Here is a 21,331-nt window from a genome sequence, read left to right on the forward strand (position 1 = left end):
TAAAACGATCATTTATTTGTGCTAAAAGTCATGGTCAAATCCATGACTTTTTTCATTAGTTTTTTTGTTAAATATCTATATAATAGTCGTATTCAAACCAAGTTATATTGCGATATCAACCCAAAATTAAGACACTCTTGCCATTATATTTAGATATATTTACCGGATAATTTAAAAATACTAGGTATTAGTTAATAGAGATAACATAGAGCTATTAACTATGCCTTTTACATCTTATGTTTTAGTCTTGACTTTCCTGTTTAGTTTACTAAGTCTTAATGACCAAATACAGATAAATAAATTATCTCAGACCCTGTATCCTACTTATAAAACACAACAGTTATTTTTAGAAATTACCAAATCTAATACTCCCAGTACCCCTGTACCTTATAGAGGCGGTGGACGTAGATATTTAATTGAACCTTTCAAAAAGATTGATCTTCTTGTTTAACCTAACTTTTCACAGTATCTGAAAAATCAAAAGGTGTGGGGTGTAGTAAGACTTTCTGTCTTTCCCTACACCCAAACTTGCAACCCTACCTCCACACTTCTTTTTTTGCTAATTAGCCCCTAAAATATCATCAATGAGTGCTTCTCACGAAACTAAATACTGTTGAATTTCAGTTTTTTGACGACGTAGAACAGTGATTGCTTGCTGCTGAATTTGACGAACTCGTTTAATTCGACCATTGTTGGCTCACGATCTAGTTGTTGGGTGAGTTCATTTTTTCTTTGCTCAATTGCCATGATTTGCTGTACCTGCCTGCCATAAGCAATTTCTTGGTCTGCGGTTAGCATTGGGTAACGACCAATCTCTTGCAAATAGATACGAACCATGTCTGGACTCAGGCTGGACATACAATAAAACTTTTTTTGATATTTAGACGAATTTAAAAGTATAAATCAAATCGCTGAATTAATTTTCCTGATTTAACAGCTAAAAAATATTAACCTGAGATTGCGATAAATAAATTCAACCTAGAACAAAATGGTACTAAGTTAATCGCAAAGCCCTGATATAACTTGGATATAACTTGCTTTTTGAGTGGGGGAGTGGGGAGAATGGGGGGGTAAGACTTCTTCCTCGTCCTCCCACACCTCCCACACCCTGCCAGCAAGGAGGTTTCAGCTTTTCTTAGTGCCAATTCAACCTAGAACACAATCATCTATAACGGTATCCAGTGAGCGCTTACTATACCTCCATTCCAAAGTTCTATCTCTGGTAAGTTTTGTCATTAAACTTAACTTGTTGAGAATTAATTAGCTGGTATTACCCAAGCTATTTTGAGAGTTCCTGACTTAACTGGATAACTGGAAAAGTCAGGTAGGGCATGGGGGACAAGAGTTTTTCCCCTATACCGAATGATGGCACGAAGATTTATGTGAAACCTCCTTGCTGACAAGGTGTTGGCTGTACTGTTTCAGACAATTAAATGCGAGTGCGTCAAGGAAGGAGTTCAACATCTTCTTAATTCCCCACACTCGAAGGGAGCAACTCCATACTCTTTCATCCAGAAATACCAGGGATTTACGCTTTTCTTCGTGCTATTCTCCCTGATCAGATTGGCGACTGTTGCGAACATGAAGAATTGCTACAGTATTTTCTGACACGACAAATAAAACTCGATATTTTCTTCGTTTTCCAACCCAGAGTTGCCGAATTTCACGATCAATTACTGGTGCTTCTGGTGCTATGCTACAGCGATTAGGAAATTCTTTCAGTGAAGCGATAGCGTCTTGAATTTCATAATACCAGCTATTGGCTACTTCAGCACTCAGATTGTCGCACATCCAACGATAGGATGTTTCGATTTCTTGAAAGGCAGTGGGTTGAATGAGAACCTGGTAACTCATGGGCGAGGCGGAATGCCTAGTTTGTGTTCTAGGGCTGCCAAGGCTTGGTCGGACGGAATTCCTTCACCCTGCTCAAACTCATCTAGTCCTTTACGAATACCTACTATTGCTTCTAGATAATCAATGCGTTCTAAGAGTTCTCTATATGTGGCTAGTGGATGTTTTGGAGATGTTTTGAGTGATTTCAAAAACCCAAGTAGATCCTCTAGTAGTTCGTTTGGAGTGTTGTCAATTTCTTGTAATAGCAATTCTTTGATCGTCATTACAGTTATATAGATGAGATTTCTGTTTCTAGTATGGCTAATTATAGCTAGAAGTGCAGACGATAGCACTTTAAACGTGTCGGTTCGCAGACTAATTGAAAAATCTCAACGAAATAATCAGGGTTCTGGCGTACCTTGTCGCAAGCTAAGTGAAAAACGAGTTATTTCTTGCACTGTTGCATTGTGTATTTGTTGCATTAACAATCAAGTTCACTTTTGCTGTCTCCATACAAGGTTGTACTCTCTCTCAACAGCCGCCAGCAGTTTCGATTGCTCCCGTGAAAGATACGGTTTGGCAAAATCCCCAATCCCTGCAACAGCCAATCCACAGAAGAGTTACGGCTTAGATGGGTTATCTTTATTTTTTATATTACTATCTGTCTGATGGCTGATATATCTCTTCTAATTTCTCAAGCAAGCTTATCCGTAAGATAGTTTTGTTTTATATGAAAAAACGTCTATTTTAAATATAAGTTTGAACAGTATTCGTATAAATCAAAATTGACAAATAAAGTGGCACATTATCCCTTATTGAAGTCAAAAAATCACGAATGAAGCAAGTAAAACTAACTATGTCAGCCTGACCTTTATTTTGAAGGCTAACTCTGTCATCAAAGAATTGGATTTATCGAACACTATCTCAAAAAAATATGCCTAATATATCAGGAAAGCACATTTCTTACTGGATTGACTCAACACCCACAGCTAATTTTCCACCACTTATCAATAATCTATCTGTGGATGTTGCAATTGTTGGTGCAGGTATTGCGGGAATCACTGCTGCAACATTACTTAAACGCGCAGGTAAAACCGTTGCTGTAATTGAATCGCAACAAATATCTACTGGTGTTAGCGGTCATACTACAGCCAAAGTTACCTCACTTCACCAATTGATTTATGCCGATTTGATTAAAAATCATGGTGAAAAAAAGGCACAGATATATGCACAGTCAAACCAAGCAGCACTAGAATTCGTTGCTAAAACAGTTACTGAACAACAAATCGACTGTGATTTTAGTCGCCAAAGTGCCTATACTTTCGCAGAAACCGAAGATCATCTCAAGGACATTGAAAAAGAGGTAGAAGCAGCACTAAAAATCGGACTACCCGCCACATTTGTTCGTGAAACTTCCTTGCCCTTTCCTATTGTTGGTGCTGTTAAGTTTGACAACCAAGCACAATTTCACTCTCGCAAATATCTCTTACACCTGATCAAGCAGATTCCTGGTAATGGAAGTTACGTATTTGAAAATACAAGAGTACTGAAGGTCGATGAAGATAATCTTTGTCAAGTTACTACTGACAAGGGAATTATTCAGGCACAGGATGTCATAGTTGCAACTAATATTCCCATTACCGATGAAGGATTATTTTTTGCTAAAACTTACCCCAAACGTTCTTACATCATTGGTGCGCGCATTGCAGAGCAGAAAGCACCTGTGGGAATGTACATTGGTTCAGGAGAAAAATACTACTCTATTCGGACTACTCCTGACAAGAATGGCTTATTGCTACTTGTTGGTGGCGGCGGTCATCAAGTGGGAACAGTGGAGAATACTGAAGAAAAATATCTAGATTTAGAAAATTATGCCCGTTCTCGCTTTGATATCGATTCCATCGACTATCGTTGGTCTACTCAGGATTTTGTCTCTTTTGACAAGATACCATACGTAGGAAAATTAACTCCTCTAAGCAAGCATACCTTTGTGGCAACTGGGTTTAGTCTGTGGGGCATGACTCAAGGAACCTTGTCTGGAATGATACTTTCAGACCAGATTTTAGGCATTGAAAATCCTGCGGCTGATTTGTACGATTCAACCCGCGCCACTCCTTTTCTCACTCCACAAGGTATAAAGCAAAACTTGGAAGTTGGCGCTCATTGGGTAGGCGATCGCCTCAAGGGATTGAATAAATCTCTGCAAGATGTGGCTATCGGTGAAGGAAAGCTAGTCACTGTCGATGGTGATAAAGTTGCCGCTTACCGAGATCAAACAGGAGATATACACGCTGTTTCTGCGGTATGTTCTCACTTGGGTTGTGTTGTTGCTTGGAACAGTGCCGAGAAAAGTTGGGACTGTCCCTGTCATGGTTCACGTTTCAGTTGCAAGGGGGAAGTTTTACACGGCCCGACAGTGAAAGATTTAAAGAAATTTTAGCTTTAACTATTGCCTATTAAGGGTTTCATCATTTCTTAGCTGCTTGCACACGCCCTTTTCTACCTTGTGTCATCTTCGGTTCTTCTTCCTTACTGGACTTAACCATTTTCACCAAGTGCTGATTTAGATAACTCTGCGCTGAGATATACAAACTTTCCCAAATCTCTTGATTGCGGCTGATTTTTGTGCCGACTGTATTTCCGGCTGTTTTCTCCGACACCAAATATTTGCGGAAATAGTTATTCCACAGGTGTTGGAGAAAATCTTCAGCGAATTCGTCAAACGACAGAATCCATTTATAGTCCTTGTCTAGAAATACCCGATATGATGCGATTATCGGTAGTGCCAGGTCAGTTGGCGCACCAAACCCAAAAGAGTACTTGCTGTCAGGCAACAACGTCGTTTTAGGTATATCTATTGAAGCTAAATCGTTGGCACCCTTTCTTCTGGGGTTGCTGATATATTCTTGGATTATTTCGTACAGTCTTTGCTCTATCCACAGAGCATGAGTCAAGAGAGGCAGTAAAGCGGTTAATCTTTCCCTTTCTGCGTCTGTGATGTTACTTGGAAGACTCATCCCTTTTGATGTTCCAAGTCTTGGGCATACAATATCTGCAATGTCAGAGAAATTTCTATGTTACCAAAACCCTTAACATGTCGCCCAAGTCCTCATCTTCAAGCCACTCCCCCGTGATTACAGAAGCTCAGATTTCAGCCGGAGGCAAGTCTGAGTAGTTCACTCGGATTCTTCACCTAGATTAGATTGGCGACTGTTGCGAATATGAAGAATTGCTACAGTATTTTCTGACACGACATATAAAACTCGACATTTTCTTTGCTTTCCAACCCAGATTTGCCGAATTTCATGACCAATCACTAAGTAGTAATCCTGTAATTAGTAAAATATAGCACTTTGAACTACGTAAACTTAATTAGCGTAGGCGTAGCTAGCCGCAGACATTGCTCTTGGGGAAAAACTTTTTGGTTTACTGATTCTAAAGGGTGTGATCGCATCGGAATTTTAATCATAAACTCTGTTCCCTGACCAGGCGCTGAAAGGCACGTTATCTGACCACCATGTTTGGAGACAATAATTTCCTGGCTAATCGACAAGCCTAAACCCGTGCCTCTACCTACGGGTTTTGTTGTAAAGAAGGGGTCGAATAAGCGATCGCGTACTTCCTCTGTCATACCGGGACCAGTATCGCCAATCCAAATAGTCACAAACTCATTGTCAGTTACTTCGGTGCGAATCCTAATCGTGCTGCGGCAAAAGTAAATTTCTTGGGGCGATCGCTGTTTATCATACTCCTCCAAAGCATCAATTGCGTTCGCCAGTAGATTCATAAACACTTGGTTGAGTTGTCCTGGATAACACTCCACAAGCGGTAGATCGCCATAATCTTTAACGAGTTGAATACCTAGTTGGTTAGAACTGGCTTTAAACCGATTGTGCAAAATCAGCAACGTGCTGTCTAGCCCAGCGTGAATATCCACCAGCTTCATTTGGGCTTCATCCACGCGAGAAAAAATCCGTAACGACTGAATGATTTCGCGGATACGATCAGCCCCAACCTTCATCGAACTCAGCAATTTGGGTAGGTCGTCACTCAAAAATTCTAAATCTATCGCTTCAGCCAGTTGTTGAATTTCAGGTAGCGGTGAGGGAGTGTACTTGGCATAGAGATTCAAAAGGTTGAGCAAATCTTGGGTATATTGATAGGCGTGAGTCAGATTTCCATAGATAAAGTTGACAGGATTATTAATTTCATGAGCGACACCTGCCACCAATTGCCCCAAACTGGACATTTTTTCACTATGAACCAGTTGGCTTTGAGTTTCTTGAAGTTGGCGAAAGGCAAGTTCTAGCCGATTGGCTTGTTCTCGATAACGTGCTTCTGATTCCTGCAATGCTTGCTCTGTACAAATGCGCTCTTGGATTTCCTGTTGCAGCAACTGATTAGATTGTCCAAGTGCAGCCGTTCTTTGTTCCACCCGTTCTTCTAACTCAGATGTCAGTTTTAAGAGGGCGTTCTCTGCCTTAGTTCGCTCTTGAATCTCCTGCTCTAGATGCACATTTTGTTCTTGCAGTCTCTTCGTCAGATTTCGGATGCTTAAATGGATTTTGACACGAGCTAAAACCTCTTCATGCTGAAGCGGCTTAGTGATGTAATCCACCGCCCCAAGATTCAACCCTCTGACCTTATCAACCGTCTCAGAAAGCGCCGTCATAAAAATTACGGGGATGTCTTTAGTTGATTCTTGAGCTTTCAAGTGTTCACAAGTTTCAAACCCGTCCATACCAGGCATGAGTACATCTAACAAAATTAGATCGGGGAGAGCATATTCGACCTGTTCAATTGCATCTTCGCCATCCTGCGCCACCAACACTTGGAAGCCAGAGTCAGCCAAGAAATCAAATAATACTCCTAAATTTGTCGGGTTATCATCAACGATTAAGATAATGCTATTTTCAATGTTGGAAATACTCATTAATTTACCCCTATATTTTTTAGAATTTCACGAATTTTTTTAACTTGAAAACCTTTAGCTAATTGACGCAACTCTAAAGAAAAAGGTGCATATTTAACATCCACTTCTTCCAAGTGAGTAACTCGCTCCACAATCCGTTTGAGATCGCCTTTCATTGCTAAATTCAACAGAATCGCAATTTCGTCTGCGGAGGGAGCTACCAATGATTGCTGAGAATTTTCTTTTTTGTTACCTTTATATACTTGAGTTTCCCCATCATCATAAATCCATTCCAGTTCTAAGTGATGCCGTAACTTTTCTAAAAGCTCTGTTATGCGGATGGGCTTAGGTAGAAAATCATTGCAACCCGCCTCTCTACTTTTGTTGAGATCGAAATCAAAAACACTGGCAGAAGTGCCAATCACGATCACATTCTTTAGTTCAGGCGATCGCCGAATGCGACGTGTAGTTTCAAAGCCATTCATTTGAGGCATCATCAAGTCCATTAAGATACAATCTGGATTTAATTCAAATGCCTTATTGAGACAATCTTGACCATCTACTGCTTCTATCATTTCAAATCCTAAAGGCGATAGCATCTTAACCAAGATTGCACGATTTTCTGCTCTATCATCTGCTACGATGACTTTCCGCTTACCGCCTTTAAAACCTTGAATATTTCGTTGCTCTTTTTTGACAACATCAGCGTATTGAGAAACTTCAGGCAAATCTAAATCAAAAAAGAAAACACTCCCTTTTCCTAAGTTACTCTTCACCTGAATTTCACCACCCATCATCTGAACTAATTGGCGGGTAATCGCCAGTCCCAATCCTGTTCCTTCTGCTTTGCGATTGCAATCTCCTACCTGCTGGAACGGTAAAAATATCTCTTCTAATTGTTCTGGTGCCATGCCAATTCCTGTATCTTCCACCTGAAACCGAATTTTACCTTCCTGATAGCCAACTTTGAAATTCACGCCTCCAGTTTCAGTAAACTTAACGGCATTACCCAGTAAGTTAATCAAAGCTTGCCGCAACCGTTTTTCATCAGCCTTGACACCTATAGGAAGTTGAGTAATCTGTTCAAAAATTAAGCAAATACCTTTTTGTTCGGCGCGGATACGGCAGATTTCGGCAATGCCTTCGAGAAAATCTAGGAAATGAAAATCCGTTAGGTGGAGTTCCATTTTTCTCGCTTCAATTTTAGAGAGGTCTAAAATGTCATTAATCAGGTTCAAGAGGTGGTCGCCACACTGATGAATAATATTCACACCATCTTTTTGTGAGTTAGTTAAACTTTTTTCACGCTTGAGGATTTGGGCGTAACCCAAAATGCCATTAAGTGGTGTTCTCAGTTCATGGCTCATGTTGGCAAGAAAATCACTTTTAGCACGGTTGGCTGATTGGGCGATTTCTTCTGCTTTTTGCAGATGCACATTTTTTTCTTGTAACTCTAAAGTTCGCTCTTGTACTTTGGCTTCTAAGTTAGCGTTGGCTAATTTTAAGTCTTTATAAAGACGAGCATTTTCAATGGAAATCGCCGCTTGAGAAGATAACAGTTGTAATACTTCTAAGCGATCTGATGTAAATGCGCCAATGGTAAGATTATTTTCTAAATAAAGGATGCCACTAAGTTTTCCTTGATGGATGAGCGGTGTACATAAAACCGATTTGGGTTGATGGGTGGCGATGTATGTATCTTTGGTAAATGTTCCTTCGCAAGTTGCATTGCTGAGAACAACATTTTCTTTAGTTCGGGCTACATACTTAATCAGTGAAATTGGTAGCTGCTGACTGGTTGATACTGGAATTCCTTGTAGCACAGTTACATCATTTTTGTCTACTGTTTTTGATGCTTCTATTTGCAAGTCTCCTGATTTTTCTAAAATTAGGTAGCCGGTTTGAGCGCCAGCATTTTCTAGCACAATTGTAATTAATTTAGTTAGCAAATTGCCCAAAACTATTTCTCCAGAAAGGGCTTGAGATGCTTTCATAACTGTGGCTAAATCCAGCGAGTCTGAAGCATTTTCACCCGTATAGCTTATTATCCGAGTCGCGTTCGTACTGACGGTTTCTCGCTTTGATATCCGAAATAGTTGGGGATATCTTTTTTCCAAGTCTTTGATTTTTGCCTTCGCTCCCCAGCAACCATATCCATAGTAGGCATCGTTGAGATAGGTATTAGCAACTTTCTCTCTGCCACAAGCAAAATAGAACTCTGCTGCTAGTTCTGACGCTAGGGCTTCTTCCTGAATATATCCATGTTCTCTGGCTCCAGTTATGGCTCGATCGTAAAATGCGATCGCTTTGGCATCTTGTTGCAATACTCGTGCTTTTTCTGCTTCCACTAAATCGTACTTATGCTGATAGTTGGCAGGAGAATGCAACGCCCATTGCTTCATTTTTTTCTGCTGCGCTATCACTTGGCTGAAATATTGTTGGCGTAGCTTGCCGCCGTAGGCATCGCTTTTTGATGCACTGGGATACAAAGCTAGGAGAGTCAGAGAGGAGTAGAACTTGTGTTCAGCTCTATACATCAACGCTCGTCCACCTTGTTCGTATTTTTCTGCCAGAAAGGCATTCTCAGCAGCGCGATCGTAATTTTTAAATAAATAACCTAGAATCAGTTTAGAAACATAGATAGGATAAATAGCCATATAATTATTGCTATTTATCAGAATTGGCAACATTTTATTTTCATCAAAACTTTCGCCAATTAATCGATATGGTTCCGCTGTTTTCTTAATTAAATTTAAACCTGTTTGTTGAACTATACTAGCATAAATAATCTGAAATTCTTGTTTAGTTCTTTGCATTAAAGCAATATAATGTGCTTGTTTCTGGAGAGCTATTTCTAGATTTTCACCGATAAAAAACAAATGCGTACAATAAAAACAAGCCGAATAAGAAGCATATTCTAAATCTCCTGTTTCCAGCCCTCTTTGGACACCCTCAATTAACGGTTCTATAGTATTAATAGCTGGTTCTTTCCAATGCCTGATAAAATAATTAAATGTTTCATAGATTTTCGCAGTCATCTCCTTAGCATTGAATTGATTTAACAGCTTTAAGCCTAACTGACCAAATTGATAGCCAGAATCCATGTCTTCAAAAGCGCCACATAGGAACATTCCATAAAGTACATATGCATAAGCTGACAGAGGAGAGTTTCCATCTTTCAGACAGAGATTGGTCATTTTAAAAACGACCTGGGGATAAAGTTCGGGAGCTGCAATATAAACCGGAGGAATCAGATTGATCAAGACTCGCAGTGCGGCTAATTTATAAACATCAGTCATTTCTGGCAACTCTGTTAAATCCTCAATCCGTTTTCCTCCTAAATTCAATCTAGTCAGTCTCGTCGGGGGTTTTTCTGATAAAGGCAACCCTAGCATTTTTAGCACTTGCAGTCCAGTATTTAACGCAGCTTGCATTTGGTTTTTAGCAATATAAAACTGCATTTTTGTCTCATATACCTGGACTCGATCGAGCAGGGTTTTTGCCTGTGATAAAACTACATCAGAAAGCATTTCTGCTCGTTCAAAATTAGTGTTGAGGAATTCTACTGCTGCCGTTTCTACATAGAGGTTGAGTGTCATGTCATACTGACACTGCCAACTATCTGCCGCAAGAAGTTCCAAACCTACATTTAAATATTTAACAGATGATTCATACGCTGTTGCTGCTTTTGCTTTCTGTCCAGCTATAAGATTGAGTTGAGCCAGTCTATCTTTTTGAGGCTGTTGGGTAATGAATTCAGCACCAACATTTAGTTGGTTGACAATTTCAAAAATGTTTTCTTCAATGTCCGTTTCCGAGGTATGTTTGAGTAGCAATTCACCGATTTTTAGGTGAGTCTGTTTTTTCTGGTCATCTGGAATGAGAGAATAAGATGCTTGCTGCACCCGGTCGTGTAAGAACTTATAGGTGATGGGTGATGGGGGCTGGTTAATGTGCGATCGCCTGTTTTCAGCCTCCATTTGTTCTGAGTCAAAAACAAGCGGTGTTTTGTAAGAATTATTGAGGGGTAGAACCAAGCCTGATTGCAGAGCTTCCCACAAATCTGCTGCTGTTTCTGACTGAGATGTTTTATTAATAATCGCCAATATATCTAAAGTAAATTTGTCTCCAATACAGGCAGCAAACTTTAATACACCCTGTGTTTTTTCAGATAGCTTTTGAATTTGACTGGCCATCAATTCAACGACATTATCAGTTATATTAACTGCCTGAATAAACTCAATATTCCATTGCCAAAAACCGCGCTCAAAGTCAAAGGATAACAAGCTATCTTGATAAAGAGATTTGAGTAACTGAGTTAAGAAAAAGGGGTTGCCTTGGGTTTTTGTAAAAACTAACTCAGCTAGCGGTTTTACCTTTAAAACTTCACTACGAAGAGTATCGGCTACTAACTGGTTGACATGATCGCTATCCAAGAGCTGGAGGATAATGTTATTTACGATCGCACCAGTCTGTTGAATCTCCTCCAAGGTCTGAATCAAGGGATGAGTGGCACTGACTTCGTTATCTCGATACGCACCAATTAGCAATAGATATTGGCTATCTGGGTCGGTCATAATTAACTGGATAAGCTTGAGGGAAGCTGAATCCGCCCACTGTAAGTCATCCAGAAACAAAACTAGCGGATGTTCGGGTTGACTAAATACATGAATGAATTGTTGAAACACCCGATTAAATCGGTTTTGTGATTCTGATGACCCTAATTGAGGAACTGCTAGCTGCGGGCCAATAATCCGTTCTAATTCGGGAATAACGTCTATAATTACTTGAGTATTGGAGCCGAGAGCATATATTAATTTTGATTTCCAAACGGCAATTTGGTCATCGGTTTCTGTTAGCAATTGCCGCATCAAATCTTTGAATGCTTGAATTAAGGAGGCAAAAGGAATATTCCGCTTGAACTGGTCAAATTTACCGGAGATAAAATAACCGCGCTGGCGCACAATCGGTTTGTGAACTTCGTAAACTAAGCAAGATTTACCGATGCCTGAGTAACCAGAAACTAGCATCATTTCTGTACTACCAGAACTGACGCGATCAAATGCTTCTAACAAAGTAGCAACTTCTATTTCCCGTCCGTAGAGTTTTTGCGGGATAGAAAATTGGCTGTATGAATCTAGTTGACCGACAATAAAGTGGGAAATCTCTCCATCTGTCTGTAACTGAGTCAGACAGGTTTCTAAATCGGCTTTTAGTCCTAGAGAACTTTGATATCTATCTTCAGCAGTTTTAGCTAACAATTTCATGACAATATCAGAAACTGCTGAAGGAATTTTGGGATTGAACTCTTGAGGCGCTATTGGTATTTTTGCAATATGGCAATGAACAAATTCCAGAGGGTCAGCCGCATTAAATGGTAGCGCACCTGTCAGCATTTCATAAAAGGTAACGCCTAAAGAATAAAAGTCGGTACGGTAGTCAATTGACCGATTCATTCGTCCGGTTTGCTCCGGTGACATATAGGCAAGAGTGCCTTCTAATAAATTGGGATTGCTAATGCTTTGATTTTCTTTTTCTAACCGCGATGCAATACTGAAGTCGATAATTTTAACTTGCCCGGTTTCTGGGTTAATAACGATATTGTCAGGTTTAATATCTTTATGAATAATTTTGGCTTGATGCAGTTGAGTGAGAGTGGATGCTAGCTGAATGGCTATTCTGATAAATTCGGTTAATGATAATTGGCGATCGCTAATATACTTTTTCAGAGATTCTGCACCAAAGTCTGCCAAAATTAGGGCTAGACCGTTATGATGATTTTCTAAAGCTAGAGACTTGACAATTCCTTCTATATCTACTATCGTCTGTGAGATTTTATATTCATGTCTGAGTCGGGTTAGTTCTTCGAGGCTGGGATACTCGGCTTTCAGGGCTTTAACGATCGCAAGAGTTTGATCTGACTGCTTGGAAGCGCGATAAATAACGGTATTGACACCTTCATACAGAGCTTCAATAAAGTTGTAACTGGGAAGAACAGGTATCATTTTTCTAAGCCTAAGTATTAGGATGAACTGGGTATGAGGCTAATGAACGTTATTCACCACTGTCAAATAAAAGGACATTCAGGTGTTGTATTTAGCATTCCCAGCCAGTCCAAAAGTTTTATAAGACTAAATAAAGCTCAACATTTGGAAATATAAGTTTGCACTTAGTGAGAAAAATTGCACAACATTTCCTCAAAACAAGGTTTGTGCGAGATTTTTCTCCGATCGCCCGTGTAATTGACTGCGTAATCCACCAGTAAACGTAGGTCGATAATTTATAGCCTCGGTTGGGATCAAACTTTTCGATCCCCTTTTGTAAACCTAATGCCCCTTCTTGAAGCAAATCGAGAAAATCTAAATTGTGATTCTGGTACTTTTTCGCAACAGAAACCACTAGCCGTCTCCAGTTCGCAACTCGCAATTCGCAATTGCGGACGTAATTGATAATTGATTCATCTTGGAATCAAAGCCTGTAATTTCAATTATGAAAAAAAACAAAACATATAGCATCAATATTCAAGCCCTCGTATAAATGCTTGGGCTATTATTAATTGCGAATTGCGAATTGTTATTGGTTGTCGGTTTAGTTCAAGTGCGAGGCTTAAGCGTTGTTCTTCAATCGCCATCATCTGCTGCAACGCCCTTGCGTTTGTAATTTCTTGCTCAGGAGTTAGCAGAGGGTAGCGTCCGATTTCTTTGAGGTAGGAGCGAACTAAGTCGGTAGTTGGGCTGGGCATACTTTTAATTAATTGTGACGAATACTTTTATTTTTCGTTTGAATAGAATGTTTTATTTCCAGAATTAGCTAACCAATCAAATCTTAACAATAGACTTAATAAATGTTTATTTTGGGGAAATAAACTTATAAACATAATACTTGAAATCTTCAAATAGGTAAATACTAAAGGCTGCTTTATTTTATAACTAAGCTTTAAAATAACAAAGAAATTTGGCTGAGTTAAATCAAAGAGACGCTACGCTAAGCTTTGAACATATCCTCTCTTCAAGAGAGAATATGTTCAAATTCGCTTCATATTTTAACAAGCCTTAAAAACGCTTTGCATAGACCAGATGAATCTGTCACTCTCCGGGAGGGCGATCGCTAGAAGCCTGATAAGGCAATCAATACAAGCTATCCTATTAGAAAAAAATGGGTCTTGTATTTGTTATTAGAAAATAAGCGTGCGATTGCTTGCTATACAAAAGCTCTAGAATTTAGAAATAGTAAATGTTTTCGGAGAGTGACAGAAGAGGGGTAACCCCAATAATAATTCTTCGCATAAAATTTCAGATGATACTGGTTGTGGGCGATAAGTCAAAGCTCTCTGCCTATAAGGGCGATTGGCTGAGGCGTTGGGAAAATAGAAATCACCCTTATAGGCAGTAAAGCGTGTTTGCCTCGCCTCAATTTAATAGTTTTTTGCCTGCTCATCCAAAAAACACCATAACCACTGTTCTCCTAACTCAGCCGAGCTAATTACTGAATGTCCAGTTTCCTCGTAATGCCTTCGGGCATGTTGATGAAGAGAAAAATCACAACACAGCATCTTGCCGCAACTTTGACAAATACGCAGATGCACCCAGTGACTGTTTATTAGGATACACTCTTCACAAATGAAGATTTTTGTTGCAGGCGCAACGGGAGCAATCGGTCGTCCGCTAATCGCGCAACTGCTAGCGCAAGGACATGAAGTAGTTGCGTTGACACGTTCTCTAGAAAAAGCAAAAACTTTAGCTGAACAAGGCGTGGAATTAGCGATTGCAGATGTGTTCGATGCAGATGCTGTTAAAGCTGCTATCACCCGCACTCAGCCGGAAGTGGTGATTGAACAACTCACTTCCCTACCCAAAACCTATACTAGCGAGTCGATGAGCGCAGCATCAGCCCTGAATACTCGCATCCGTCGAGAAGGGGGTGCTAATGTGCTGGCGGCAGCGCAAGTGGCTGGCGTGCGCCGTTATCTGAGACAGTCGATCGCATTCTGGGCGATTCCCGGGGCAGGTTTGGCAGATGAAGAAACGCCATTAGCTTTTGATGCCTCGCCTGCGGTTGCAGCAGATGCTCACATAGTCACTGAAATCGAACATCACTTACTAGGGAGCCCCAACCTAGAAGGGATTGCTCTGCGTTATGGCTTTCTTTACGGACCCGGTACTTGGTTTGCCCCTGATGGCGATGTTGCCCAACAGGTACGACAGCAAAAGTTCCCAATCGTTGAGAATGGGGAAGGTGTATGGTCGTGGATTCATATTGAGGATGCTGCGATCGCCACAGTTGCAGCAGCAGAACGAGGCAATCCTGGCATTTACCTAATTACGGACGATCAACCCTTAGCGGTACGCGAGTGGCTTTCTGCTTATGCCCAATGGCTCAATGCTCCACCACCTCCGCAGGTATCGGTTGAGGATGCTCTGCGAATTAGTGGTGCGGATGCTGTCTATTATGGTACTCAGATGCGAGGCGCATCAAATGCTAAGGCAAAACGTGAATTAAATTTTCAGCCCCGACCCTTGGAATGGATAGGTTAACACCGCCGTGGCTCATGCCAGTTAAGAATTGAAGGGAGAAGAAAGATGAAGATTGCTCAATATGGAACAGCGATCGTGGTCATCCATGCGATCGTACACGGACTGCATGGTTTAGCCCATGTGGAAATCCCAGTTCCCCTCTCAATACTTCAAAGTTTGTTTGTGGGTACTGTGATTTATGCGATTCCCATCATTGCAGTCGTTTTACTTTGGACACAGTTTTACCGCATTGGTAGCTGGCTCTTGCTCTTTTCAATGGCAGCATCAGTTCTTTTTGGAATCTACAATCATTTGATCGTGATTAGTTCGGATCATGTGTCTCAAGTTTCCTTTGCAGGTTGGGGATTGCTATTCCAAATCACAGCCATTCTGACATTAATTGTGGATGGATTCGGCTCTTGGATTGGCATCTGGGCATTGAAAACCACTCAGGAACCAGAAAAGATTATATGAATTATTTCGATTATTTTAATCACCATCATCTGTTATTGTTTACTTGCTTGCTCCCAATTTAGAGCAGTTTTCTTTCATTAGAAATACACACTGAATTATCTAATTTCTCATTGTACAGGATCTAATATGAACCACATACTCAAGAATAAACGCGCCCTCATTACTGGAGGCAGTCGCGGTATTGGGGCAGCGATCGTCAAACGTTTAGCAAGTGTTGGTGCTGATGTCGCTTTTACATATACCAGTTCACCCGATCGCGCTAACGAAATCGTGCAGGCAGCGCAAGCATTAGGTGTCCAGGCTCTTGCCATTCAAGCCGACAGTGCCGTGCAGAATAGAAATATGAATGAGAGCGATCGCTATGAAATGTCCAAGATGTTCATCAGATCATATTTGCAAGAATGGGCGGCAGCGTGGTAAACAAAATTACATATGGCTTACAATTTCACTGCAAAACGTGCGCCTTCTTTGGATATCCAAAAGATTCTCTATTCCGAAATTGTGCTGCGATCTGCTGCCTATCTTTATCTAGGATATGCAGCTACTCCTAAGATTGTTTTTCCATGAGTAATGACAGAGGTAAATAATCATGCACGACTGTCTTTATTCCTCTTACCCATTACTACGGCACATTCAGCACTATAAAATTTGCTGGTTTTGTCCCCACTGTTGGACAACGATACCTGTCTTTTCTGAAATAAAATCCACCATCACAGCACTATAGGAGACTCATCGTGATGACCCAAAAATCGTTTACAACTCAGCTTCAAGAGCAAGTTAACTATACCAAACCTGGAGCCAGCCGAAAGTCTTTGGTTAAAGATGAGCAAGTGCAATTCTCACTGGTTTGTCTAACGGCGGACACTGAAATACCAGAACACGTAGCTTCACGGAATATCTCGGTTGATGAAGGGGATTTTCTTATTGCTTATCGCCTTTTAATAGATATCTGCTATTTTATTTTTCTTTCCCCTAGTTTTACCCGATTAGTTTCTATATTCAAAGTTGAAGTTTTTCAAGAGTTCTAAATATGGCAATTATTAAAGGTTCTGAGCTGTTTATATTTGGGGGTATTAGAATTGGAGATGATAACCTTCAAGGAACAGTATATAACGATCAAATGTATGGCTATAGCGGCAATGATACCTTGAATGGCGGTGGTGGTAATGATTACCTTGATGGAGGCGATGGAAACGATCAGCTATTTGGTGGATCGGGTGAAGACATCTTATTTGGCTGGTACGGGAACGATCTTCTTAATGGAGGCGATCAAAACGATCGCCTTTATGGTGAAGGAGGTAACGATAGTCTCTATGGGGGTGCTGGCGATGATTACCTTGATGGAGGTGATGGCATCAATTATATGTATGGGGGTTCGGGAAATGATACTTATATTGTTTCTAGCCTTTCTTACTATAACAATGACATTGTAATAGAAAATGCTAACGAGGGAATTGATACCGTTCGTGCAAACGTTGATTACACCTTGGGAGCAAATGTAGAAAATTTACAATTGATCGGATTAACTGTTAGAGGAACTGGTAATCAACTCAATAACTCAATTACTGGCAACGAAGCCAACAATATCTTATTTGGAGATAATGGTGATGACACTCTTCGTGGTGCATCTGGTAACGATAATTTAGATGGTTGGAATGGTAACGATCAACTTTTTGGGGATGCAGGTAATGATGTTTTGTTGGGATACTTTGGTACTGATTACCTCAATGGAGGCGATGGAGACGACGCTCTTTATGGTGAAGCAGACAGTGATAACTTATCTGGAGATTTAGGCAACGACTATCTCGATGGAGGAGATGGCAACGATAATCTTTATGGCGATCTTTATGGGCAAAGTGGTAATGACCAACTTGTTGGCGGAGCAGGGAACGATTACCTTGAAGGTCAAGGTGGCAATGATACTCTAACTGGAGGAAGCGGACTGGACTCTTTTAAGTTCTACTATAGAGCAGATGCTGGTATTGATACTATTCAAGATTTCAATGTGTCAGAAGATACAATATACTTTAGCTCCCCATTTGGCTCTGGATTAGCTTGGGGTACTCTCAGCAGCGATTGCTTTGTAATAGGTTCGCAAGCGAGCGATTATGATGACCGATTTATCTACAACAATAGTACAGGAATTCTCTCTTTTGATTACGATGGAGCTGGTGGAATGGCTCAATTCCAATTTGCACAGCTTTCTCCAGGTTTAGCTTTTAGTGCAACCAATATTTTTGTAACTCCTGCTGGTTAATTAACTCAACTAATCTATACAAATCTACGTAACTAGATTTGTATAGATTAATTCTGCATTACCAGTCCTGCCTCTGTTAGTGCAGCATTAATATTTTTAAAACACTGCTCTGTTTGTTTTACAACATCATCAGATATGGTCATCGAACTGTAATCAAAACCCGTGGTACCAGAAACAAAAACCCAGTTTTCATCAACAACTGCTCTCTTATAAGCAATTTCTTGCTCAAAGATAGAACCAGAAGATATGAATTGACGACTCATTTAATTGTGGAATCTCCTTCCAAATGTATCTACAATTAAACCACTATCAACCAATCACACAGTACAGACTTACACCCCGCAGCAAAGTTAACAGCAATCTGCCACTGCCCCAGATACCCATTCCAAAACGGCTTCCCATCAGCCACTCCAACAGCCTCCCCGATTGTGGAGACTAACTGATTGTAGAACGAGCCAGCGCTGTCCAAGCCTTGCTGCAATTTCAGTTTTAGCCCTTTCCAGCCAAGGGTAACAGCGCTTTCCACTGGCGTGCTTTTTCAATTCGTTTCCAGAGAGTTCAAGACTAGGCTCTTTTTGAGTACGAGGATTGGACTTAGCATTAAAATCAGATGTTATGGGTGATAAAAATACTAAATTTTTAGTAGTATCCGGAATTATAATATATATTTATCATGACGTGATTATAAATACAATCAAACTAATCAGTAGTTAATACTAGGCTAAAAAACAACCGTTTTAGTTAATTTTAATAGTAGCTAAGACCTAAATAAATAGAATATTTTACGGAAATAGATCAAAGTAGTAACTTCTTGTTCATTCTCACAGAAAACAGGACTCAAATAAAGTTGGCAGTGGTGCAAGTTTTCCGTTTCTCGTACCGAAGGATATTGCCTATTCATTTGCAACTTCGGAAAATCAAATTCTTGGTGATTTGTAAATAACTTTATTTTGGTACAAATGTACTGTTAAATTCTATTTTATTTAAGTGAGTCTGTATTTTATCTGCGTAAGCTGCATCTCGTTCAAGTTAGTCTTAGGGACGTACTTCTGCGTTCAGAATTGTTCTCTTTTTACTACGATTTCCAAGAGATGGATACTATTAGAAAGAGGAATGTTACATTACCCAAAGAATAGGGAATCCTAGATTTTAGTACCAAGCAAATATATTAGTCAGTTAGACAGGATGAACTTTCAACAGCAAGGCATTAAATCCGGTAACAATTTTTCTGTAAACCAAGTGCTAAAAGTTGATGAAGCCAGTAGAAATGGTCAGGAAATTGAAAATCAATTAGCAGAGCCAGATTTGAAACAGTTGCAAGATAAACTTTTATTACTTATAGAAAGAAATCCTTTGCCTTTAATTGAGTGGAATACAGCGTTTCAAGTAATAGAATGGAATCTGGCTGCTGAACAACTATTTGGATACAGCAAAAGCGAAGTACTTGGTTGTCAGGTATCAGAAATAATTGTGCCAGAAATTGAGAGAGTACAAGCCATCAAAATAATGGAGTTATTAATTGAAGAGAAAGTGGGAGGTAATAATCTCAGTAAGAACCTGACAAAACATGGAATAGTGATGATTTGTGATTGGTGCCACACTCCGATAACTAACATGGATGGCAAGGTAATTAGTATTGTCTCCACAGTGCAGGATATTACAAAAGTAAAGTCTTTTGAAAACGCTCTGCACGAAAACGAAAAGACTTATCAGCAAATTCTTGATGCAATTACAGATATGGTACTGGTTAAAGGTGCTAAATCTCGAATAATTTGGGCAAATAAGGCATTTCGTGATTATTACGGAATGAGTGAGTCACAGCTTCAAAATATGATTGATGCACCCTTCAGCGAAGCAGATCATACCCTGCAATATATCAAAGATGATACCTACGTATTTGAAAGTGGACAGACCTTAGAAATTCCCCAAGAGCCAGTAACTCGATACAATGGCGAAGTACGCTTATTCCATACAATCAAATCTGCGATCCGTAACGAACTAGGTCAAGTGATAATGACTGTTGGTGTAGCTCGTGATATTAGTGAGCATAAACAAGCCGAGAAAGAACAGGCGAAGTTGTTGGCAATTCTAGAAGCAGCACCAGACTTTATCAGTACTGCTGACTTAACTGGGCAGGTTCTTTACTTTAATAAAGCAGCTCGTAGAATGTTGGAGCTAGGGGAAGAAGAATCCCTTCATAAGAGAAATTTGTCCCAAAATCATCCGAAATGGGCAAATGAGATTATCCAGAATCAAGGATTACCAGAATCAGTTAGAGTCGGTGATTGGGTTGGGGAAACAGCTGTTTTAAAAGCAGATGGACGAGAAATTCCCATATCCCAGGTGATTATTGCTCACAAATCACCTGAGGGAGAAGTTGAATATTTCTCGACGATTGCAAGGGATATCAGCGAACTCAAAGCTGCGGAAGAAGATTTACGGCAAAAAGCGGAAGATTTAGAGCGTACTCTTAAAGAACTTCAAAGCACCCAAGCTCATTTGCTTCAAAGCGAAAAAATGTCCTCTATTGGTCAATTGGTTGCTGGAGTAGCTCACGAAATGAATAACCCTTTGGGCTTTATTGCTGCCAGTGTAAAACAAGCTAAACCTACCTTTGCTGATATTGTTGAACACTTAAAGCTTTATCAAGAAAAGTTTCCAACTCCTGGAAATGAAATTCTTATCCATGCTGAAGAAATTGACTTGGAATATAGCTTAGAAGATTTTCCCGAAATGATTGATTCGATGACGATAGCATGTGACAGGCTGAAAAATATCAGTACCAGTCTCCGCACTTTCACCCGTGCTGATCAAGACTACAAAAAACCTTTCAATATCCATCAAGGAATTGATAGTACCATTCTAATTCTCAAACATCGTCTGAAAGCAAATGAGCAACGTCCAAAGATTGAAGTTATCACAAACTACGGTAATTTACCTGAAGTAGAATGTTTTCCAGGTCAATTAAATCAGGTATTTATGAACATAATAGCGAATGCTATTGATGCCTTGGATGAATCAAGTACAGACCGGAGTTTTAGGGAGATTAAAGCCAATCCTAATCGGATTATGATTACCACCTCATTGGAAAACAAACAGGTTGAAGTGAAGATTGCTGATAATGGTCAAGGGATGAGTGAATCAATTAAACAAAAAGTATTTGACGACTTGTTTACTACCAAAGGTGTTGGTAAAGGAACAGGATTAGGATTAGCGATCGCTCAGTCTATTGTTGTAGAAAAACATGGCGGAACTTTGAATGTGAATTCTACCTTGGGTGTTGGAACAGAATTTGTGATTACCTTACCGATTCTGGCTCAGGCTCAAAGTTAACTTGGTCGA

Annotated in this window: 19 protein-coding genes and 3 pseudogenes; 11 read left to right on the top strand and 11 right to left on the bottom strand. The window is 40.0% G+C overall.

What is annotated here, in order from left to right; all coding sequences use genetic code 11:
• Window positions 1-220: 220 nt before the first annotated feature.
• Window positions 221-451 (top strand): hypothetical protein, encoded by a 231-nt coding sequence (locus G1O98_RS06315; RefSeq protein ID WP_163927774.1) that lies wholly within the window; start codon window positions 221-223, stop codon window positions 449-451.
• Between the two features lie 152 nt (window positions 452-603).
• Here G1O98_RS06315 and G1O98_RS06320 read toward each other — a convergent pair whose 3' ends face one another.
• The 3 genes from G1O98_RS06320 to G1O98_RS06330 all read right to left on the bottom strand — a co-directional run bounded on the left by G1O98_RS06320 (window position 604) and on the right by G1O98_RS06330 (window position 2,117).
• Window positions 604-837, bottom strand: coding sequence for a sigma-70 factor domain-containing protein (locus G1O98_RS06320; protein ID WP_243458359.1), 234 nt, complete (start codon window positions 835-837; stop codon window positions 604-606).
• 708 nt (window positions 838-1,545) lie between these two features.
• Complete coding sequence (locus G1O98_RS06325) at window positions 1,546-1,854, bottom strand: type II toxin-antitoxin system RelE/ParE family toxin (RefSeq protein ID WP_163927776.1); 309 nt, start codon at window positions 1,852-1,854, stop codon at window positions 1,546-1,548.
• On the bottom strand, window positions 1,851-2,117 hold the full coding sequence (locus tag G1O98_RS06330) for a prevent-host-death family protein (RefSeq protein ID WP_163927777.1): 267 nt from the start codon (window positions 2,115-2,117) through the stop codon (window positions 1,851-1,853). Before G1O98_RS06330 ends, G1O98_RS06325 begins: the two co-directional genes overlap by 4 nt.
• Before the next feature lie 149 nt (window positions 2,118-2,266).
• Here G1O98_RS06330 and G1O98_RS06335 point away from each other — a divergent pair, with 149 nt between their 5' ends.
• Window positions 2,267-2,464, top strand: coding sequence for a hypothetical protein (locus G1O98_RS06335; protein WP_163927778.1), 198 nt, complete (start codon window positions 2,267-2,269; stop codon window positions 2,462-2,464).
• A 303-nt stretch (window positions 2,465-2,767) separates the two neighbouring features.
• Window positions 2,768-4,273: an FAD-dependent oxidoreductase gene (locus tag G1O98_RS06340; protein ID WP_163927779.1), complete on the top strand. Its 1,506-nt coding sequence runs from the start codon at window positions 2,768-2,770 to the stop codon at window positions 4,271-4,273.
• A gap of 28 nt (window positions 4,274-4,301) precedes the next feature.
• Here the strand turns inward: G1O98_RS06340 and G1O98_RS06345 are convergent.
• From G1O98_RS06345 to G1O98_RS38935, 6 genes and pseudogenes are all read right to left on the bottom strand, one after another.
• Window positions 4,302-4,853, bottom strand: a pseudogene (locus G1O98_RS06345) (abortive phage infection protein); the annotation flags it as partial.
• Between the two features lie 338 nt (window positions 4,854-5,191).
• Complete coding sequence (locus G1O98_RS06350) at window positions 5,192-6,766, bottom strand: response regulator (RefSeq protein ID WP_228058472.1); 1,575 nt, start codon at window positions 6,764-6,766, stop codon at window positions 5,192-5,194.
• Window positions 6,766-12,750 carry a hybrid sensor histidine kinase/response regulator gene (locus G1O98_RS06355; protein ID WP_163927780.1) on the bottom strand — a complete coding sequence of 1,995 codons (5,985 nt, stop codon included), beginning with the start codon at window positions 12,748-12,750 and terminating at the stop codon, window positions 6,766-6,768. Before G1O98_RS06355 ends, G1O98_RS06350 begins: the two co-directional genes overlap by 1 nt.
• Window positions 12,751-12,955: 205 nt before the next feature.
• Window positions 12,956-13,150 (bottom strand): annotated as a pseudogene (locus tag G1O98_RS06360) (sigma-70 family RNA polymerase sigma factor); the annotation flags it as partial.
• Window positions 13,151-13,259: 109 nt separating this feature from the next.
• The gene (locus G1O98_RS06365) at window positions 13,260-13,487 is read right to left on the bottom strand and encodes a sigma-70 factor domain-containing protein (protein WP_243458360.1); all 228 of its coding nucleotides are present in this window, start codon (window positions 13,485-13,487) and stop codon (window positions 13,260-13,262) included.
• Between the two features lie 672 nt (window positions 13,488-14,159).
• On the bottom strand, window positions 14,160-14,414 hold the full coding sequence (locus G1O98_RS38935) for a UBP-type zinc finger domain-containing protein (RefSeq protein WP_163927808.1): 255 nt from the start codon (window positions 14,412-14,414) through the stop codon (window positions 14,160-14,162).
• On the opposite strand from G1O98_RS38935, the gene G1O98_RS06375 reads away from it, so the two are divergent.
• The 6 genes from G1O98_RS06375 to G1O98_RS06395 all read left to right on the top strand — a co-directional run bounded on the left by G1O98_RS06375 (window position 14,365) and on the right by G1O98_RS06395 (window position 17,989).
• Window positions 14,365-15,279: an NAD(P)-dependent oxidoreductase gene (locus G1O98_RS06375; protein WP_163927781.1), complete on the top strand. Its 915-nt coding sequence runs from the start codon at window positions 14,365-14,367 to the stop codon at window positions 15,277-15,279. The two genes, G1O98_RS38935 and G1O98_RS06375, sit on opposite strands and share 50 nt — an antisense overlap.
• 45 nt (window positions 15,280-15,324) lie before the next feature.
• Window positions 15,325-15,732, top strand: coding sequence for a hypothetical protein (locus G1O98_RS06380; RefSeq protein WP_163927782.1), 408 nt, complete (start codon window positions 15,325-15,327; stop codon window positions 15,730-15,732).
• 126 nt (window positions 15,733-15,858) lie between these two features.
• Entirely contained in the window at window positions 15,859-16,152 is a 294-nt protein-coding gene (locus tag G1O98_RS06385; RefSeq protein ID WP_228058474.1) for an SDR family NAD(P)-dependent oxidoreductase, read from the top strand.
• Window positions 16,153-16,164: 12 nt separating this feature from the next.
• Window positions 16,165-16,299, top strand: a complete 135-nt coding sequence (locus tag G1O98_RS40605; protein ID WP_265578585.1) for a hypothetical protein — start codon at window positions 16,165-16,167, stop codon at window positions 16,297-16,299.
• Between the two features lie 167 nt (window positions 16,300-16,466).
• Window positions 16,467-16,760: a hypothetical protein gene (locus tag G1O98_RS06390; protein WP_163927783.1), complete on the top strand. Its 294-nt coding sequence runs from the start codon at window positions 16,467-16,469 to the stop codon at window positions 16,758-16,760.
• Between the two features lie 2 nt (window positions 16,761-16,762).
• Window positions 16,763-17,989, top strand: a complete 1,227-nt coding sequence (locus tag G1O98_RS06395) for a calcium-binding protein (protein ID WP_163927784.1) — start codon at window positions 16,763-16,765, stop codon at window positions 17,987-17,989.
• Between the two features lie 47 nt (window positions 17,990-18,036).
• On the opposite strand, the gene G1O98_RS06400 is transcribed toward G1O98_RS06395, so the two are convergent.
• Together G1O98_RS06400 and G1O98_RS06405 are read right to left on the bottom strand one after the other, a co-directional pair.
• On the bottom strand, window positions 18,037-18,252 hold the full coding sequence (locus tag G1O98_RS06400; protein ID WP_163927785.1) for a Rid family hydrolase: 216 nt from the start codon (window positions 18,250-18,252) through the stop codon (window positions 18,037-18,039).
• Between the two features lie 35 nt (window positions 18,253-18,287).
• Complete coding sequence (locus G1O98_RS06405; protein ID WP_163927786.1) at window positions 18,288-18,515, bottom strand: hypothetical protein; 228 nt, start codon at window positions 18,513-18,515, stop codon at window positions 18,288-18,290.
• A 659-nt stretch (window positions 18,516-19,174) separates the two neighbouring features.
• Between G1O98_RS06405 and G1O98_RS40610 the strand changes: the two are divergent.
• A pseudogene (locus G1O98_RS40610) lies at window positions 19,175-19,666 on the top strand (PAS domain-containing protein); the annotation flags it as partial.
• Between the two features lie 9 nt (window positions 19,667-19,675).
• Window positions 19,676-21,322 carry a PAS domain S-box protein gene (locus G1O98_RS39755; protein WP_228058478.1) on the top strand — a complete coding sequence of 549 codons (1,647 nt, stop codon included), beginning with the start codon at window positions 19,676-19,678 and terminating at the stop codon, window positions 21,320-21,322.
• Window positions 21,323-21,331: the final 9 nt, after the last annotated feature.

This window comes from Nostoc sp. UIC 10630 (assembly GCF_010747425.1).
In the GTDB taxonomy this organism is placed as follows: Bacteria; Cyanobacteriota; Cyanobacteriia; order Cyanobacteriales; family Nostocaceae; genus Nostoc.

Excerpts from the sequence above, each read along its gene's own strand:
- G1O98_RS06315 (WP_163927774.1), top strand. The coding sequence starts at position 221 with ATGCCTTTTACATCTTATGTTTTAGTCTTGACTTTCCTGTTTAGTTTA.
- G1O98_RS06320 (WP_243458359.1), bottom strand. The coding sequence starts at position 837 with ATGGTTCGTATCTATTTGCAAGAGATTGGTCGTTACCCAATGCTAACC.
- G1O98_RS06325 (WP_163927776.1), bottom strand. The coding sequence starts at position 1,854 with ATGAGTTACCAGGTTCTCATTCAACCCACTGCCTTTCAAGAAATCGAA.
- G1O98_RS06330 (WP_163927777.1), bottom strand. The coding sequence starts at position 2,117 with ATGACGATCAAAGAATTGCTATTACAAGAAATTGACAACACTCCAAAC.
- G1O98_RS06340 (WP_163927779.1), top strand. The coding sequence starts at position 2,768 with ATGCCTAATATATCAGGAAAGCACATTTCTTACTGGATTGACTCAACA.
- G1O98_RS06350 (WP_228058472.1), bottom strand. The coding sequence starts at position 6,766 with ATGAGTATTTCCAACATTGAAAATAGCATTATCTTAATCGTTGATGAT.
- G1O98_RS06355 (WP_163927780.1), bottom strand. The coding sequence starts at position 12,750 with ATGATACCTGTTCTTCCCAGTTACAACTTTATTGAAGCTCTGTATGAA.
- G1O98_RS06365 (WP_243458360.1), bottom strand. The coding sequence starts at position 13,487 with ATGCCCAGCCCAACTACCGACTTAGTTCGCTCCTACCTCAAAGAAATC.
- G1O98_RS06375 (WP_163927781.1), top strand. The coding sequence starts at position 14,365 with ATGAAGATTTTTGTTGCAGGCGCAACGGGAGCAATCGGTCGTCCGCTA.
- G1O98_RS06380 (WP_163927782.1), top strand. The coding sequence starts at position 15,325 with ATGAAGATTGCTCAATATGGAACAGCGATCGTGGTCATCCATGCGATC.
- G1O98_RS06385 (WP_228058474.1), top strand. The coding sequence starts at position 15,859 with ATGAACCACATACTCAAGAATAAACGCGCCCTCATTACTGGAGGCAGT.
- G1O98_RS40605 (WP_265578585.1), top strand. The coding sequence starts at position 16,165 with ATGGCTTACAATTTCACTGCAAAACGTGCGCCTTCTTTGGATATCCAA.
- G1O98_RS06395 (WP_163927784.1), top strand. The coding sequence starts at position 16,763 with ATGGCAATTATTAAAGGTTCTGAGCTGTTTATATTTGGGGGTATTAGA.
- G1O98_RS06400 (WP_163927785.1), bottom strand. The coding sequence starts at position 18,252 with ATGAGTCGTCAATTCATATCTTCTGGTTCTATCTTTGAGCAAGAAATT.